Raw genomic sequence first — 15,470 nt, forward strand, 5'->3', positions numbered from 1 at the left:
ATGAGATTTAGAGACTTTTACCATAGATTAGTATTCATTTTCTCCATCAATTGGACAAAAACATTGTATTTTAATTTTAAAAAGTTTCCATTTGCCGTAGCCAAAAAGTGTCCGATTTATTTTTACGGAAGAGTAAAGTTTAAAAATATTTCAGGAGAAATAATCATCAATGCCCCGATACAATCCGGGATGATAGGTTTTGGGCAATCTTACGAAATCATTTCTAGCTCAAAAGGAACGGCAGAATTAAACTTAGAGGGGAGAATAATTTTCAACGGACACACTCAGTTCGGAAAAGACTATTTTATATACATTGCGCCTAAAGCTAGTTTGCAAATGGGTCACATGTCATCATTAGGATATTCCGGAAAAATTATTTGTTACGAAAAAATTGTGATGGGGGATTTTGCCAGAGTAGGCTTTGAATCGCAACTGATTGATACCAATGCTCATCAAATGATTAATACTTTAACCCGAGAAAAATATCCGATGACAGTACCCATTCATATCGGAAATTATAATTACATCAGTAATCGTGTTACAATTTTATCGAATACTATTACACCCGATTATTGCACCATCGCTTCCAATAGTCTTTGTTTAAAAGATTACACAACTTTCGGACAAAATATTCTTATCGGTGGAGTTCCGGCTCAACTTCTGAGAGAGAATATATCTAGGGATTGGTCAGATGAAATGGCTCAGCTTGAGCGCTGGTTAAAAATATGATTTTTAAGTTATTTCTCATTTTTTTTTCATTTTTATAATGTTATTTGGATTACCTTTATATAAGTTTAATCTTAAATTTATATTATATGAAAAAAAGTGCTCTTATTTATGGTTTATTACTTAGTGGTATTTTTGGATACGCACAGAACACATTTCCAACAGGTGTTGGTACTAATGTAGGTATAGGAACTACATCACCTTCTACAAGGTTACAAATTACCAGTGCCACTGCCGGTACTTCCGGAGTTAGATTGACAAATATGACTAGTGCTACAGCTACAACGACAGGAAATAGTAAAGCCCTTAGTGTTGATTCAAATGGTAACATTATTTTAACCCCGGTTTTGAATACAGCTTCATCTGCCCAAAACATTTATAATACCGATGGGACTTTAACAAGTAACAGAAATATTTCATTAAATAGTTTTAATTTAAATTTCAATGTACCAACTGCAGGGAGTAATTTGTTCATCAATGGTACAAATGGAAATGTTGGAATTGGGAATGTTTTACCAACAACAAGACTTGATGTCACCGGGGGGATCAAAGCAAAAACACTTTGGGCATCAAACACTGCGACTTCAGCAACTTCATTCCCGACTTCCTTGGATTATATGAAGAATTCCTATGTTTTGGGCGCTGGTTATGAAATGACTGACCCTAATTTTTCAGGCGGAGTAAGAAGAATGATTAATTTTTACGATTATCATGCTTGGAGTCCAGAAATTTCAGCTAATGACGATTTGTTTAGTTTAAATATAGTTGATAGAAATAATAAAGAAAGATTAGTGTTTTATGGTAATAAATCAGGTGGGCCATCAAATGGTCAATCAAATTTTATCATTCAAAATAAAAATGCGCAAGAAATTTTCAAATTAAGAGATGACGGAAATGATAATATCTATCTACAAATGGGCAGGGCAAATTCAAGATTTATTCTGGGAGGTTATGGGGATTATGCTCCAGGTGTGGGTCATAAATTATCAGTCCAAGGCGGAAGCGCATTCATAGAAGGGAATATTATAACGCATGGAAATATAGGAATAGGTAGTACAACTTTTGTCGACGGATCTGATAGTTATAGGCTATCTGTAAAAGGAGCATTAAGAGCAGATAGAGTAAGGGTATATACTACTTGGGCGGATTATGTTTTTTTTAAAGATTACAGTCTGCCGAGTTTAGAGGAAGTTGAGCAGCATATAAAGGTTAAAGGTCATTTAAAAGATATTCCCTCAGCTAAAGAGGTAGAAGCAAACGGAATTGAATTAGGAGAGATGAATAAATTACTGCTTCAAAAAATCGAAGAATTAACTCTTTATATGATAGAGATGAATAAAGAAATCACTGCTCTTAAAAGCCAAATTAAAAACTAGTTGACTATGAGAAAGATATTTTTTTATTTGTCTATCTTTTTTTTAACAACCGATGTCTTTTCACAGGAAACATATGTGTTTTTAGTTGAAGTAGCTGATAAAAGCCAAATGCCAAAATTTAGTTTAGAAAATGGCATTTTAGTATACTCAGGTGATGATATCAAAGAAAAAAGTTTTTTTGAAAATTATAAAGTTTTGGATTTTCAACAAGCCTTTCCAGACTCAAAAAGACAACAGACCCTCAATGTTTTTACTTTCATAACCTATGATAAAACACTAATGGAAGAACTGATGAATAATTTTCCAGAAAAATACATTAGATATGAGGATGTGAGTGATTTTAAAGGTATACTGTTGGATACATATCCAAATGATTATGGCACTACAAGTCCAATTCTCAATACAGGGATTAATGCGAGTCTAAAAAATTTCGATTATATTGGAGTTCCAAAGGCATGGGATTTTGAGCCACATTATGGTAGTTTAAATGTTAGTATTGGGATATCTGACAGTGCAATTGATACTGCCGATATTGATTTTAAGGAGAAGATAACTTTGCTTCCTGGTTATTTTGATTGGAGCTATAATCCACCTTATAGTTTAACCAATGACTCTTGGCACGGTACCGGAGTTGCAGCAATTGCAGCAGCATGGGGTAATAATTATCATGGTACTGTGGGTATATGTGCTAACTGCAAAATAATTTTCACAAAATTTTTGTATGGAAATCCGGGAACAGTGCTTAATCCTACTCCAAATTTTAATAGATTATTGCAGTTAGCAATCAATGGAGCAAATGTTATAAATATGAGTTGGCGTCATATCATAACTACAAATAATAACGATTCTTTTTATCAATGGATATTTGATGAGTTGTACGAAGATTATAATGTTGTTTGTGTTGCAGCATCAGGAAATGAGACATCATTCGATGCAGCTTATGCTAACAATAATTACATGTTATATGATTATCCGGCATCATATAATCATGTTATTTCGGTTGGAAGTGTAAATCATCTAAACAAATGGGGAGATGTCACTGTTAATGAGCCAGGTTGGGGACAAGTAACTAGATTTGCGGAAGACCAAATATCACCATCAGTTGTGATGGATTACCAAGGTAATGGTCCTTACTCATTTTCTAATGCAACTCACACAACTAATGATAAAATTGATATTATGGCGCCTGGATATAATTCCTTGATTTATCCATGGTATGTACTTGGAAATGTAGATTCTCATGGGAATAATCTTTATTATGGTAGTGGTACTTCACAGGCTGCGCCACATGTATCGGGTACTGTTGGCCTAATGCTATCAGTAAACCAATGTTTAATAGTTGATGAGGTTGAAGATGTACTTCAACTCACTTCGAAGAATCTTGAGCATATTCCGGGAAATGAGCCTTATTTAGGTCGTTCGGGTGCAGGCAAACTTGAAACAGGCGATGCAGTGGAATTTACCTATGAAATGATGAATGCTTCAGGAAATGCATTAATTGACGGGCAAGATTTTTGGAGGTTTGATTTTGATTTGCAACATATAAATAACAAGCTAACCATTTCCAATCAGATATTTAGAGATAGTAATACTTCTAATTTTGTAGCCAAAAATGAAATTGAAGTGCTTCAAAACTCTGATTTCAGGCCAAATAACAATGGTTTTGTAGATTTAAAAATTGATGGTAATCTAACTGTATGTCTTCCAACTTCAAAATCTTCAGGAATTACGAAAGATATAAAAGAACCCGCAAAGGTTAACAAAGCTATTCTTTACCCTAACCCTAATCAAGGTTCATTTTCGATATCATTAAACAACACTAATCTGAAAGATATAAGTGTTACAGTTTTAGATGTTTCAGGAAAAATAATTTATCAAACCAAAGTGATTCAGAATGATTTTGAGCTAACCATCCCTAATCTTTCTACAGGAATATATTTGGTAAAGCTATCTTCTAATGAGTTTAATGAAACTTTAAAATTTGTAAAGCAATAGATGTAAAAGTTGAATTTAATTTTTGAAAAGGATAGTAGTACTACTATCCTTTTTTTACCAAATTTTTAGGTATTTCTCAGCTATTTTTAAATAATCGTGTTCCTTTTCAATAAAAGCACGGGCGCGTTTACCGATGGTTTTTATTTCTTCCGGATTTTCAATTAAAAAAGACAATTGCGCCACCAAATAGTCCACATCGGGCAACGCATTAACCGCTACTTTTTCGGTTATATGATAGTGCTTTTCAAATACTTCCGAAGCGTTGGTAAACACCACTTTTCCTTTAGCCATAGCTTCTAAAGCATTGTAACCTTGGTCGTGACCGTACAACTGATCCAAAACAATATGCGCTTGGTTATATCGGTTAATATAGTCTTGGTACGGTACATCTCGGGTGACCAAAACAGAGACTTTTTCGGGGTATTTTTGCTGAATGATTTGCAAAGCCTTTTCAAAAAAATCATTTCCTTTTTTATAATAACTGCCGCTGTTAATGCCGTGAAAAATAATAATACGATCGCTGATTTTGATGTCGCTTTTCGGAAATTTCGACCAATGAATCGGATTGGGAATCAACCCCAAATATTTCGGATGATGTTGCAACGGAATGTGATAATCAATGTCGGTTGCCATCACGCCTTGTATGTTTTGATAGATAAAATCGTGTAGTTTTTGAAACGATTTTCTCCTGAATTTCAACACATTTTCAAAATCTTTATCGGCAATTTTCCCGTTGATATACGGTTGCACAATCGAAGGGTTATCGGGATGTTCAAAGTTGTAGTTTACATAGCTGTAATCGTCGCCGCAAGACAGCAAAAACACTTTTTTATTGTGTTGAAACAAGTATTTCAGGATTTTGGTTTCAAATCCATAACTACAAAAAAAACTGTGTTCGTTGATGAGTTGTACCACGTCAAAGCCTTGGCAATGCTTTTGGTATTTTAGAAATTGTAAATAGGTGAAGTACGAAGTCATGTCGAAACCGGTGCAACGTAAAACCGCCAATTTCAGTTTCTTCCGCCAACCGCGGTCCCATTTTTTTACCAACGGAAAATCAACCGGATAGTTTTTAAAGCCATCCGTAAAACCCAACAAGGTAACTTGGTGTCCGAGTTCCTGCAAACCTTCTTTCAGCGAATTGTGCAGTCTGCTGTATTCTCCGATGAGTAAAATTTTCATGATCTTTCGGTATTTCCTCTTTAAATAGTATTCAATTCCGGATCGGAAGGAAACTCGCAGTCAATTTTCCGTAGCGTTTACTTATATTTACGCTGAAAATGGATTCCGTTTTGAAAAAATACTGCTGCAATATAAGTAAGAAATGAAAAACAGCAATGCCATAGCCATTGTTTCCTCGTCACTCGGTCACGGCGGAGCGGAGCGTTTTGCCAGTTTACTGGGCACGATGTTGCATCAGTTGGGTTATGACGTGCATCATATCATAATTAAAGATATTGTAGCGTATGAGTATAAAGGGCAATTGCTCAATTTGGGGAAGCTGTATTCGTCCTCGAACGGCGGCCTGAAACCATTGCAAAAAGGCCGGTATATTGCCCGCTATTTGAAGCAACATAACATCGATACTATTATTGATATCCGATCGCGCCCAATGTTATTGCGTGAATTATTCACAAAAATCATTTACGGGAAGCGTCGTGTATTTTTTATGATTCACAGTTCGAATCTTGAAATGTACCTGCCCAAATCGGTTTTTTGGGCCAAATTCTTGTATCAAAAAGCCGCCAAACTCGTTTTTGTATCGCGGGAAATAGAAGCCAAAGCCAAAGCACAATACGGTTTTACCAATACGCAAACCATTTACAATCCGGTTGTTTTTCCGGATAAAGTGTATGACAAACCTACCGATGCGCCGGCACAGTATTTTATTTTTTTCGGTCGATTGGAAGATGCTATCAAAAATATTTCGTTGCTTGTTGAAGCGTTTTCGCTATCCGAAGCCAAGGAGAAAAACTATCAGTTGTTATTGGTGGGCGATGGTACCGACAAAGAACGCATAGCCCAAAAAATTCGCGAGGTCAAAGCCGAAACGTACATCAAGATTTTACCATTTCAAAACCCAATCGTTCCCTATATTCAACATGCCAGAGCAACACTGTTAACGAGCTATTTTGAAGGCTTTCCGATGTCGTTAGTGGAGTCGTTGGCTGCGGGAACACCGGTCATTTCGGTAGATTGTGAAACCGGGCCGCGAGAAATTGTGCAACACCTACGAAACGGATTATTAGTGCCCAATCACAACGTTCAAGCTGTGACGGAAGCCATCAATCAAATGATAACCGATGATTATTTGTATCAAACTTGTAAAAATAACGCTCAAAAAAGTGTAGAACACTTATCTTTGGATACCATTACCCAACATTGGCAACAATTAGTAAAGCAAGCATGACCACCATCAACGACATTAAAATTCTGAAAATACCCAAGATTCACGACACGCGCGGCAATCTTTCCGTGATTGAAGGGGAGGTGATACCGTTTCCCATAAAACGCGTGTATTATTTATACGATGTGCCGAGTGGTGCTGAGCGCGGCGGACATTCGCATCAAAAACAATCGGAGTTTTTGGTAGCGTTAAGCGGTAGTTTTGACGTGGTGCTAACCGACGGCAACGAGCAGAAAACCGTGACACTCAAAAAACCCGATGAAGGCTTACTCATTCCGAACGGCATTTGGCGTGAGCTCAATAATTTTTCTTCCGGTTCGGTCTGTTTGGTTGTGGCTTCGGATGTGTTTGATGAAGCCGATTACCTCAGAAGTTATAAAGCATTTCAGTTATCTAAAAACCGACTTTCCTAAACCGCAGTCGGCCAGTATGGCTTTGAGACGAATCAGGAGTTTGAGTATTCCCGCGGGTAATCGGACCAAGATTCTTTTTTTCCAATTCAGATTTTGTGCATCTATTTGACGGAATAATTCCTCGGCTCTGGGGTCATTACCTATAATTTTGCATTTGATGCAAGCGGAAAACCGATTCAAGTCCATAAACTTTTTAAGCAGCGGATTTTCGCGTTCCAAAGCTTCGTATTTGGCAAAAGTATATTCCTCAAAAAAGTAATGATAGCCTCGCGAAATACTTTGGTGGTCATACACGTAACGCGCTAAAATTTGCCAAATAAACACCACGGGGAATTGCAATCCGATACGCATCCAAAGCTCGGTGTCTTCCCCTTTTTTGATCTGCTCGTCAAAAACACCTACCGTTTTTAAAACACTGCGATGTAGCGCTACGCCGGAAGTCCAAATAATCGATTTTTTGCTACTGGCCTCAAAATAATTTACGATTTCGTAGTCGCCGGTTTTGGCAACCGAATACTGCGCCGGGAAACTCGATTTTTCGGTTTCAATTTGTACGCCGCAAGTAAACACTTTTTGATTGGGCAATTGGTCGATATAACGGTGCATGACTTCTAAAAACTGTGGATACCAATAATCATCGGCATCCAAAAAACAGATGAAATCGGCCGAGGCTTTGTCAATTCCGAAATTTCGAGTGGCCGCCACACCTTCGTTGGGTTTAGAGAAATAGAGAAGGCGCGGATCCGAAAACGACAGCATTTTGGCTTCGCTGTTATCGGTAGAACCGTCGTTTACAACGATCAATTCGAAATCCGAAAAATGCTGCGCCAACACACTTTTTATGGTGTTTTCTACAAAATTTTCTTTGTTATACAGCGCTATGATTACGGAGAAAAACGGCATCGGTTAGGGCATTTTTTTGGTGACTACTAGTACGGTTTCCTGAGCGTTCAATCCGTTTACGGTATTTTCTTCAAAATGCGTTCGAACATCGACTTCAAAGCCACTTTGCTCCAATCGTTCCCGCAAACCCGAAACCGAATACACACGAACGTGATCTTCCTGCCCGAAATGTTTCAAACGCTCTTCAGCCGAAGTAATACTGTAATCTTCATAAATCGACCCTTCTTGAAACGGTGTTTGAATCAGAATTTTTCCATTGGGTTTCAGTACTCTGTAGAGTTCTTGCATGGCTTTTATATCATCAATCACATGCTCCAAAATATGGTAGCAAATAATCAAATCAAACTGATCATCCGGTGCTGCCATGTGGGTGATGTCGTATTGGGTATCGGCTATAAAATCGTTTGATAAATCGGTGGCTGTATACTTTATTTGCGGCACTTTTTTCAGTTTACGATACAAGCAACGCGAGGGCGAAAAATCGAGGATATGAATGCCCGGTCGGAGAAATTCGGTTTCCAGAAGCTGCCATAAGCGACGGTTTCTGGGTAAGCTGCCGCAATTCGGACACAACAGATTGCCGTTTTTTCCGGTGATAAAGGTACGCAAACCTTTGCCGCAAACCGTGCAGGTAAAGGTATGACCGCGGTAGCCTAAATACAACAGTCTACGTAACACCAATTCGCTTTTGAAAAATACCTTTCGCGGCAAAATAAAATGGATGAGTTGCTGGAGTACTTTATACATGAGTCACCGGTTTTGCAGCACACATATAGCCGAGTTTGTATAATTTGAAACACCACATGTTGGGTTGTTGTCGGAAAACCATTTTTTTCAAAAACGGCCCGAAGATTTTAAAAAGCAATGCCATCACAGGTAAGGCACCGTATTTTTTAAGAGTTAAATAGTAACGCGTAATAGGATTGATTTTGTGAATGTCTTTCAGGTCTAACATTAATTCGAGTTTGGCGTCTACCGCTTCCAATGATTTTTTAAAATAGATTTCATTGTTTTCCAATCCCAAATGATACACGGCATTGTCGATATGCTTTACTTTTTTGTGATGAATGAGCAGCTGATACGCAAAGTACGGATCGAGACCATAGTATTTTTCGCTTCCCTGAAAATTGTGTTGGATAAAATCGGCTTTGGTGATTAGAAAATTACCCGAAAAAACGTATTGATACGGGTTTTTATTGCGATCGGCAGCCGACTTTTCCTCGCTGGTTTTGCCGTACACATAGCGCAGTATTTTGTCCTGCACCGGGCGTTGGTTTTCGTATTGGTAGCCGCCAAAAACCGTGGCGTCTTCTCTGATAACGCCAACGTAATTTTTGATAAACGCAGCGCTGCCCGGCATGACGTCGGCATCTAAAAACAGTAAACGGTCGTACATGGCTTTTTCGCACAATAAGGCTCGGGTTTTGGTTCGACCCAAATTGATAGTGTTGCGTTCAAAGACACAATGGGGCAGCGCGTTGATTTTGCTGTTTTCAGCGGTAATTTCTTGGTCTTCCGAAGCATCGTCGAGTGCCATGATTTCATAAGGAATATCTTCCGCAATACACTGACGGTTCAATTCGCTCACCAAAGGCAGGATGTTGTAGTTGTATGTCGGAATTAAGATGGAAATCATTTAGGGAAACCGAATTAAATAAATACCTTTACAAAGAAAATTATTTTTTTGGCAATATGAGCAATTTGAACCGAATTGATTTGGCGAATCTTATTTTTGACAAACTCAGCGAAGCAAAAGAAACCTTAAAAGCGCAATTTCAAAACAATCCTACCGGAATTCGTTATTTTTTTATCGATGCTTTATTGCCCGAGTCGGTAGCACTCCAAATTGCCGAGGTTTTTCCGCAACCCGAGGCCATGGTTTTGAAGAAAAGCTTACGCGAAAACAAGTATGTGGCGGCTCAAATGAATTTATACCATCCGTTGCTCGAAGAGATTATTTATGCGTTTCAGGACAAACGCGTAGTGGAACTGATAGGCAACATTTGTAACATCTCCAATCCGATTCCTGATGAATATTTGTATGCCGGTGGTATTTCCGCTATGGGTAAAGATCAATTTTTAAACCCGCATTTGGATAATTCTCATGATAAAGACCGACAATGGTGGCGTGTGCTCAATTTGTTGTACTACGTTACGCCCGATTGGCAGGAAGAAAACGGAGGTAATTTAGAACTTTGGCCTAACGGACTTGAGGCTGAACCCATTACCATTTACAGTAAATTTAACCGATTGGCCGTGATGGAAACACACAACCAATCATTGCATTCGGTGTCGCCGGTGGTCGTGGATAATGTCAGACGCTGTGTGTCTAATTATTATTTTTCGGAAACGCCGTTATTGGCGACCGACACCTTTCATGTGACTTCATTTCGCGGTCGTCCCGAAAATAAACTCGCCGATGTGTTGTTGCGGGCTGATACGTTTTTGCGAATGTGTTTGCGCAAAGTATTTAAGAAAGGCGTGCGGGAAAATCCGCATGTATACAAGAAAGATCGTAACCCATGAGTGCCGTGTTCCGAAAATACCGCTACTATATATTCATTATACTGGTCGGATTAGGTAGTTTGGCAGTGCTCAACGGATTACTGCAACTCGACCAACAAACCATCATTTTTCCCGATTGCGACAACTATTTGCAGTCGGCTCAAAAAATGTATCACAAGTTTACCGGACACTTTTACCGACCGATGGTGATGGCTTTTATTACAGGAATCCCGTATTTGTTCGGGAGTTCGGATGCCGGAATTTTTACATGGAGTTTGGTGGTGAATATTTTCTGTTGGTTATCGACTTCCATTTTACTCTTCGAAATCCTCAAAAATTTTGTGAGCCCAAAAAAAGCTTTTGGTGTTGCGATTTTGCCTTTTTTGGTGGTAGGGAATACCGTACTCAACTTTCATTTGCTTACCGAAAACATCTTTGTGTTTTGTATCATGCTGGCGTTTTATACGTTGCTGCAGTATTATAAAACCCGGCATTTCGGTTACTTGTCTTTTTCGTTGGCGGTGTTTATAAGCAGTATGCTCATTAAGCCGGGAGCTAAATTTTTAGCTATTGTAATCGTATTGTTCTATTTCAAAGAACTCCTTAAAAACTACCGACAACGCAGTATGATTTTCTTTTACGGCAGTGTTTTGATGGTACTGATTCAGGTGGTTGGGATGCGAATTCAATATGGTGATTTTACGATTAGTTACATCGACGGTGTCACCTATCACAATTACATTTGCAGTAAGGCCGAATGTTTTAAAAACGGAACGACGTACGACCAAATTAATAATCCGAGAGCCGAATATTTGTTTACACTCGATTTTACCGAGCAGAAAAAAATAGCGGCAGCCGATTTAAAAAATCAACTCCAAAATAACTTTCCCAATTTTGTGAAGGCTTATTTTGATGATGTGAAAGAAAATACCATTTCGGGGAATTCTTGTATTCATTTTTTGGAAAACAAGAAAAACAGTCCCGATTTCGACTTTTGGAAAACATTCTTTTTTGATGTGACCAAATGGCAAAACAGACTGTTGAGCTTGTTGGCTGTGGTTTTGGCGGGTTATTTTATGTTGAAGAACTTCAGGACTAACCGATGGAAATTTGTAATAGCCTTTTTTATTGCCTACATCATAATATTGTCCGGCATTTCCTGTGGTCAGGGCGACCGCTTTCACTTGGTGACTTTTCCGTTTGTATTCTTGCTTTTAGGACTTTTTGTGTATCGCCAAAAGGGTACTACACTGTTTTCTGAACCACCTCAAACATAGTGTTGTCTTCGCACTTCAGGGTTTTGGCCGGGAATTTCATAATCACGGCATAATCGTGCGTCGACATGATTACGGTTTTCCCGTTTTCATTAATTTTTTTCAACACGCCCAAGACTTCCGCGCTGGTTTGAGGGTCCAAATTTCCGGTGGGTTCATCGGCCAAAATCAATTCGGGGTCATTGAGTAGTGCGCGGGCAATGGCCACGCGTTGCTGTTCGCCACCCGATAATTGATGCGGCATCTTGTTCGCAATACCTTTTAAGCCTACTTTTTCTAAAACATCGATGATTTTGTTTTGCATCGAAGCCGCATCGGTCCAACCGGTGGCTTTCAGTACAAACAACATATTCTCATTTACACTGCGATCGGGCAACAACAGAAAATCCTGAAATACAATGCCTAATTTTCTTCTTAAAAACGGAATATCGCTTTCTTTCAAGTTGGCTAAGTCGTAACCTACAATTTGACCCTGACCCACGGTTAAGGGCAAATCGGCATACAAGGTTTTCATAAAACTACTCTTTCCGGTTCCGGTTTTACCAATAATGTATAAAAACTCACCTTCTTTGACATCCAAGTTGATTTGGGATAAAATCACTTTGTTTTCCTGATAAATCGTAACGTCTTTTAATGATAAAACTATTTGTGACATGAGTAATTTTGTTTATGTGGTAAAAGTAGTAAATATAAATTCCAAATTCCAAATTCCAAATTCCAAAATCACAAGGTTTGACATGTAAAAAAGAACTTTCCACTTTAAGAATTGTTTACAACAATGTTTATAATAAATAACAATGTTTTTACGTTATAGGCTGTAGAGTAATATTTTTGAAAAACTAAAAATACGAATCATGCGTAAAGTTTTAATGTTATGTTTTCTGCTGGTAACGGCAGTGTTTTTTGAAGTTTCAGCCCAACAATCTGCTATTTATACGCATCCGCTGTCAGAATTTGACAAAGCACTTTTATTGTATAAAGACAAGCAGTATCAGTCGGCTCAAATTTTGTTTGAAAAAGTCAAACAAGAGAACAAACAAGACGATATACAGGCCGATTGCGCTTATTACATTGCCAATTGCGCCATTCATTTAAATCAAAACAATGCCGATGAGTTGATGGAAAAATTCGTGGCCGATTATCCTACGAGTTCTAAACAAAATCAGGCTTACATCGAAGTGGCGCAATATTACTTTGAGCAAGGCAAATACCCGCAAGCCTTGCAGTATTTTGATAAAGTAGATGAAAGCGCGTTGACCTACGAACAAACTGAAAAATTCAACTTTCAAAAAGGGTACGCGTATTACACCGCCGGAAACAAAAAAGAAGCCGCCAATTATTTCAATAAAGTTTCCAATTCGAAAGGATACGGTTCTCAAGCCAAATATTACTTAGGTATGATGTTGTATGAGGGCGACAATTACCAAGAAGCCAATAAAGTCTTCGAACAGATTGAAGATAAAGAAAAGTACAAAGACAAGCTTTCGTATTTTCAGGCGGATATGCATTTCAAAGCCGGAGCGTTTCAAAAAGCCATTGATGCCGGTTTGGAGGCCATGTCGAAATCGACGGCTCTAGAGAAGTCGGAGTTGAATAAAATCATTGGTGAAAGTTATTTCAACTTACAGCAGTACGACAAAGCGTTGCCGTATTTGAAAGAATACAAAGGTAAAAAAGGGAAGTGGAGCAATACCGATTTTTACCAATTAGGCTATGCTTACTACAAACAAAAAGACTACGAAAATGCCATTCTTCAGTTTAATAAAATTATTGACGGGAAAGATGGTGTAGCGCAAAACGGCTACTACCATTTAGGAGAATGTTATTTCAAAACCGACAAAAAGCAACAAGCTTTAAATGCGTTTAAGAGTGCTTCCGAAATGGATTTTGACACCAAAATTCAGGAAGATGCTTTCTTGAACTATGCTAAGTTGAGTTATGAAATCGGAAACTCCTACCAAAGTATTCCCGATGTGTTGTCGGCTTTCCTTACGAAGTATCCGAATTCCCCAAGTAAAACAGAGATTGAAACGCTCTTGATTAACTCTTATATTACCTCCAAAAACTACAAAGATGCTTTGGTGTTATTGGAAAAAAACAACACGGAAACCAACAAACCGGCCTACCAAAAAGTAACATTCTACCGCGGGATTGAGTTGTATACCGACGGGAATTACAAAGAAGCGTTGGCCATGTTTAAAAAATCGATAGCCACGCCGAGAAACGAAAAGTTCACCGCCAGAGCCACCTTCTGGAAAGGCGAAACCGAGTATGTGTTGGATAATTTTAATGAGGCGTTGTTGAGCTTCAAACAGTTTACGGGTTATGCTTCGGCTAAGGAAACGCCTGAAAATAAAAACATCAATTACAATATCGCCTATGCGTATTTCAAACAAAAAGAATACGACCAAGCCGGGAATTATTTCCAAAGTTTTATTGATGGGAACAAAGACGATAAAGTACGTTTGAACGATGCTTATTTGCGATTGGGTGACAGCCGATTTGTAACGTCCAAATATTGGCCGGCCATGGATGCCTACAACAAAGCCATCGAAATGAAAGGGATTGATGCCGATTATGCGGCATTCCAAAAAGCCTTGAGTTACGGTTTTGTGAATCGCAACGATCGTAAAATTGAGGATTTCAATAAGTTTTTACAAAATTTCAAAACATCACAATACCGTGATGATGCCTTGTTTGAACTAGGAAATACCTATGTAGCCGAGAACAAAACCGATTTGGCGGTGAAAACCTACGACCAGTTGTTGAGCGAATTCAAAAACGGTTCGTTTGCTTCGAAAGCGGTATTGCGACAAGGTTTGGTGTATTACAATGCCCAAAAAGACGAATTGGCTTTGGCCAAATTTAAAAAAGTAGCCGCCGATTATCCGCGTTCTCCCGAAGCGTTAGAGGCCGTGTCTACCGCGCGTTTAATTTACATGGATAACGGCAAAGTAGACGAATACGCTTCTTGGGTAAGAACGCTCGATTTTGTGGAAGTGTCCGATGCCGAATTGGATAACGACACGTATGAATCGGCTGAAAAACAATATTTACAAAACAATACCAAGCAAGCCATTTCCAGTTTGAGTGGGTATGTTTCTAAATTTCCGAACGGCATTCACGCACTCAAAGCCAATTTTTATTTGGCGCAGTCGTATTATGCCGATGGTTTGGAAAGCAATTCGGTTCCGAATTACGAATTCGTAATCAGCAAACCGCGAAACGAATTTACAGAACAATCCTTGGCGCGTTTGGCTGAAATTCATTTGAAAAAAGACGATTACACCAAAGCGGTTCCGGTTTTGAAACGTTTGGAAACCGAAGCCGATTTTCCGCAGAATGTCACTTTTGCGCAAGCCAATTTGATGCGTGCCTATTACGAACAAAAAGACTACACCAATGCGGTGGTTTATGCCGATAAAGTGTTGGCCAATCCGAAAACCGACAACAAAATTAAGAGTGATGCGCAAATTATTGTAGCACGTTCGGCGATTAAGGTAAATGATGAGGCCAAAGCCCGGGTAGCGTATGCCAAATTGATGACTATCGCCAAAGGAGAATTGGCAGCAGAAGCGTTGTATTACGACGCCTACTTCAAAAACAAAGACGGAAAATTCGAGGATTCCAATAAAGCGGTGCAAAAATTAGCCAAAGAGTATTCGGGCTACAAGTATTTTGGTGCCAAAGGATTGATTATTATGGCTAAAAATTATTATCAGTTAAAAGATAATTTCAGCGCGACTTCTATCTTAGACAGCGTTATTAAAAATTTTGCCACCTATACTGATGTGGTGGCCGAAGCGCAAACCGAATTGGATTTTATTAAAGGCGAAGCCGCGAAAACGAACTCATCTATCCAAAATTAATT

At 38.6% G+C, this 15,470-nt stretch carries 13 protein-coding genes; 8 read left to right on the forward strand and 5 right to left on the reverse strand.

Annotated elements, in window-relative coordinates; translation table 11 throughout:
* The 3 genes from QHT84_RS12600 to QHT84_RS12610 all read left to right on the forward strand — a co-directional run bounded on the left by QHT84_RS12600 (position 1) and on the right by QHT84_RS12610 (position 4,097).
* Positions 1-729 (forward strand): acyltransferase, encoded by a 729-nt coding sequence (locus QHT84_RS12600; protein ID WP_283239921.1) that lies wholly within the window; start codon positions 1-3, stop codon positions 727-729.
* Between the two features lie 86 nt (positions 730-815).
* Positions 816-2,102 (forward strand): hypothetical protein, encoded by a 1,287-nt coding sequence (locus QHT84_RS12605; RefSeq protein WP_283239922.1) that lies wholly within the window; start codon positions 816-818, stop codon positions 2,100-2,102.
* A 6-nt stretch (positions 2,103-2,108) separates the two neighbouring features.
* Entirely contained in the window at positions 2,109-4,097 is a 1,989-nt protein-coding gene (locus tag QHT84_RS12610) for a S8 family serine peptidase (RefSeq protein ID WP_283239923.1), read from the forward strand.
* Between the two features lie 54 nt (positions 4,098-4,151).
* Here QHT84_RS12610 and QHT84_RS12615 read toward each other — a convergent pair whose 3' ends face one another.
* Entirely contained in the window at positions 4,152-5,279 is a 1,128-nt protein-coding gene (locus QHT84_RS12615; protein WP_283239924.1) for a glycosyltransferase, read from the reverse strand.
* A gap of 142 nt (positions 5,280-5,421) precedes the next feature.
* On the opposite strand from QHT84_RS12615, the gene QHT84_RS12620 reads away from it, so the two are divergent.
* Together QHT84_RS12620 and QHT84_RS12625 are read left to right on the forward strand one after the other, a co-directional pair.
* On the forward strand, positions 5,422-6,507 hold the full coding sequence (locus tag QHT84_RS12620; RefSeq protein ID WP_283239925.1) for a glycosyltransferase: 1,086 nt from the start codon (positions 5,422-5,424) through the stop codon (positions 6,505-6,507).
* A complete protein-coding gene (locus tag QHT84_RS12625) occupies positions 6,504-6,917 on the forward strand; it encodes a sugar 3,4-ketoisomerase (RefSeq protein ID WP_283239926.1) in 414 nt (137 codons plus the stop codon). The genes QHT84_RS12620 and QHT84_RS12625 overlap by 4 nt, the downstream gene beginning before the upstream one ends.
* Here QHT84_RS12625 and QHT84_RS12630 read toward each other — a convergent pair.
* From QHT84_RS12630 to QHT84_RS12640, 3 genes are read right to left on the reverse strand one after another with little or no spacing between them, the layout of a single operon-like run.
* Positions 6,894-7,820, reverse strand: a complete 927-nt coding sequence (locus QHT84_RS12630; RefSeq protein WP_283239927.1) for a glycosyltransferase family 2 protein — start codon at positions 7,818-7,820, stop codon at positions 6,894-6,896. The two genes, QHT84_RS12625 and QHT84_RS12630, sit on opposite strands and share 24 nt — an antisense overlap.
* 3 nt (positions 7,821-7,823) lie before the next feature.
* Positions 7,824-8,567: a class I SAM-dependent methyltransferase gene (locus QHT84_RS12635; RefSeq protein ID WP_283239928.1), complete on the reverse strand. Its 744-nt coding sequence runs from the start codon at positions 8,565-8,567 to the stop codon at positions 7,824-7,826.
* Positions 8,560-9,456, reverse strand: a complete 897-nt coding sequence (locus QHT84_RS12640) for a glycosyltransferase (protein WP_283239929.1) — start codon at positions 9,454-9,456, stop codon at positions 8,560-8,562. The genes QHT84_RS12635 and QHT84_RS12640 overlap by 8 nt, the downstream gene beginning before the upstream one ends.
* A 56-nt stretch (positions 9,457-9,512) precedes the next feature.
* Here QHT84_RS12640 and QHT84_RS12645 point away from each other — a divergent pair, with 56 nt between their 5' ends.
* Both QHT84_RS12645 and QHT84_RS12650 read left to right on the forward strand, forming a co-directional pair.
* Positions 9,513-10,346 carry a 2OG-Fe(II) oxygenase gene (locus tag QHT84_RS12645; protein ID WP_283239930.1) on the forward strand — a complete coding sequence of 278 codons (834 nt, stop codon included), beginning with the start codon at positions 9,513-9,515 and terminating at the stop codon, positions 10,344-10,346.
* Complete coding sequence (locus QHT84_RS12650) at positions 10,343-11,602, forward strand: glycosyltransferase family 39 protein (RefSeq protein WP_283239931.1); 1,260 nt, start codon at positions 10,343-10,345, stop codon at positions 11,600-11,602. The genes QHT84_RS12645 and QHT84_RS12650 overlap by 4 nt, the downstream gene beginning before the upstream one ends.
* Here QHT84_RS12650 and QHT84_RS12655 read toward each other — a convergent pair.
* Entirely contained in the window at positions 11,571-12,254 is a 684-nt protein-coding gene (locus tag QHT84_RS12655; RefSeq protein ID WP_283239932.1) for a cell division ATP-binding protein FtsE, read from the reverse strand. The genes QHT84_RS12650 and QHT84_RS12655 overlap by 32 nt on opposite strands.
* A 199-nt stretch (positions 12,255-12,453) precedes the next feature.
* Here QHT84_RS12655 and QHT84_RS12660 point away from each other — a divergent pair, with 199 nt between their 5' ends.
* Entirely contained in the window at positions 12,454-15,468 is a 3,015-nt protein-coding gene (locus QHT84_RS12660; protein ID WP_283239933.1) for a tetratricopeptide repeat protein, read from the forward strand.
* Positions 15,469-15,470 lie beyond the last annotated feature (2 nt).

The sequence above is a fragment of the Flavobacterium sedimenticola genome (assembly GCF_030053345.1).
Lineage (GTDB): Bacteria > Bacteroidota > Bacteroidia > Flavobacteriales > Flavobacteriaceae > Flavobacterium > Flavobacterium sedimenticola.